Raw genomic sequence first — 2169 nt, 5'->3', positions numbered from 1 at the left:
GCTCCCACCAGTGGTCGACGGCCGGGCGGGCGTTCTCGGCCTCGACGCGCCCCCCTTCCAAGAGCGCCTTCAGGCGCTGCGGTCCGTCCTCGAGGCCCAAGTCGTTGCTGAGCCCGACCAGCACCTCGAGGCAGTCTGTGAGCGAGGCCGGACGGTGACGCCGGAGGCGGACGAGCAGGCTCGCGGACGGGCTGCACAGCGTCACGCGGTCGCCGTAGAGCAGCGCCGCCTTGACGAGCGGGAGCCCGATGTCGATCTCGGCCGGCAGCGCCGAGGTCGGCGGGCCGACGCCGACGGTGAGGTGCATGGTGCCAGACGATGGGATCGGCAGGATCGCGCGCGGCGATGCCAACCGACCGTCAGTCGCCCTCGAGGCTGACTCAAGACGTGCACGGGCCGATTCAAAAACAGGACACGCCGCTGGCGTGTCCTCGCCCGACCTCGAGGACGAGGGCAGACCCGAAGCCCCCACGTCCTCGAGGACAGATCTCAGATCCCCCTTATGAGTCATCCCCGCGCAGGCGGGGATCCATGCGGCGTGCCGACCGGCCTCGAGGCCGTCCAGTCTCCGGCAATCGCCCATCCTGGATTCCCGCCTTCGCGGGAATGATTAGGTCTGTCACAAGGGGGCCTTCACTTCGAGGGCGAAACAACCCTGGTCCCGCCGTCCTAGCAATCCGGTGGGTCACCAGGCCGCCCTTGAGGACGAGACTCCGTTCGAGGCGAACCTCTCCGCCCTCGAGGCTACACGACGCACACCTGTCACACCTGTCCCCGACCTTTGGGCTCCGCCCAATTCGCCCACGACGGGCCGCCCAACCGTATGCGCCGACAGGTCATCGAAAAGCTCGAAATCCTCGCCGACGCGGCCAAGTACGACGCCTCGTGCGCGTCCTCGGGCGGCAAGCGCGAAAACTCCAAGACCGGGATCGGCAACTCGACCGGCGCCGGCATCTGCCACTCGTACACCGAGGACGGCCGGTGCGTCTCGCTCCTCAAGGTCCTGTTCTCGAACGTCTGCATCTACGACTGCGCCTACTGCGTGTCGCGCCGCTCGAACGACGTCGAGCGCGTCGCCTTCACCGTCGACGAGGTCGTGGAGCTGACGATGGGGTTCTACAAGCGGAACTACATCGAGGGCCTGTTCCTGTCGTCCGGCATCTTCAAGGACGCCGACACGACGACGGAGAAGCTGGTCGCGGTCGCCCGCAAGCTCCGCTACGTCGAGAACTTCAACGGCTACATCCACCTCAAGGTCATCCCCGGCGCGAGCCCGGAGCTCTTGACCGAGGCCGGGCGCCTGGCCGACCGGCTCAGCGTCAACGTCGAGATCCCGAGCGAGGAGGGCTTGAAGCAGGTGGCGCCCGAGAAGGACTACAACCAGGTCTTCGCGCCGATGGGCCACGTCCGCGACGAGATCACGGCCTCGAGGGCGGAACGGAAGAAGAGCCGCCGCGCGCCGCGCTTCGCCGCCGGCGGTCAGAGCACGCAACTCGTGGTCGGGGCGACGCCCGAGACCGACCGCCAGATCTTGGAGCTGAGCGACGGGCTGTACAGCGAGCAGAAGCTCCGGCGCGTCTACTACTCCGGCTTCGTCCCCCTCGGCGGCGACGACCGCGTCCCCGACCCCGAGACCTACCGCGCGCCGCTCCACCGCGAGCACCGGCTCTACCAGGCCGACTGGCTCATCCGCAAGTACGGGTTCGGCCTCGATGAGGTGGCCCCGCCCGGCTCCGGCAACCTCGACTCCGACGTCGACCCCAAGACGGCGTACGCGCTGCGCTACCCCGACCTCTTCCCCGTCGACGTCAACCGCGCGCCTATCGAGTGGCTCCAGCGCGTGCCCGGACTCGGCATCCGAAGCTCGAAGCGGATCATCGCCGCCCGCCGCCGCGGGCAGGTCCGGTGGGACGACCTCCGGCGGATGGGCGTCGTGATGAAGCGCGCCCAGCACTTCCTGACGACGCCGGACCACCGGCCACAGCTGATCGGCCAGGACGTGTCGGAGGTCCGCCGCCGGATCGTCGGCGCCAAGGCCGACCGCGCCCCGCAGCTCTCGTTGTTTGCCCCGACTCCCGCCGTCGCCCGGTCTTCGAAGCCGCTGGCGGCGTGACCAAGCCCCGTGCTCTCCCCGACCTCGAGGACGCGAAGCCCGAGACTGTGCCCGCC

The 2169-nt window shown here is 69.2% G+C and carries 2 protein-coding genes; one reads left to right on the top strand and one right to left on the bottom strand.

Annotated elements, in window-relative coordinates:
- On the bottom strand, nt 1-307 hold a 307-nt coding region (locus tag WBA11_RS20630), incomplete at its 3' end, for a hypothetical protein (protein ID WP_424522511.1).
- A 516-nt stretch (nt 308-823) separates the two neighbouring features.
- Here WBA11_RS20630 and WBA11_RS20625 point away from each other — a divergent pair.
- Nucleotides 824-2113 (top strand): putative DNA modification/repair radical SAM protein, encoded by a 1290-nt coding sequence (locus WBA11_RS20625; RefSeq protein WP_424522510.1) that lies wholly within the window; start codon nt 824-826, stop codon nt 2111-2113.
- The last annotated feature ends 56 nt before the right edge of the window (nt 2114-2169 follow it).

Origin of the sequence: Rubrivirga sp. (assembly GCF_049648075.1) — a bacterium.
Taxonomy (GTDB): Bacteria; Bacteroidota; Rhodothermia; order Rhodothermales; family Rubricoccaceae; genus Rubrivirga.
Note: the sequence above shows the minus strand (reverse complement) of the source record. Positions and strands in the feature narration are given on the sequence as shown.

Coding starts and splice junctions, on each gene's coding strand:
- WBA11_RS20625 (WP_424522510.1), top strand. CDS start 824: ATGCGCCGACAGGTCATCGAAAAGCTCGAAATCCTCGCCGACGCGGCC.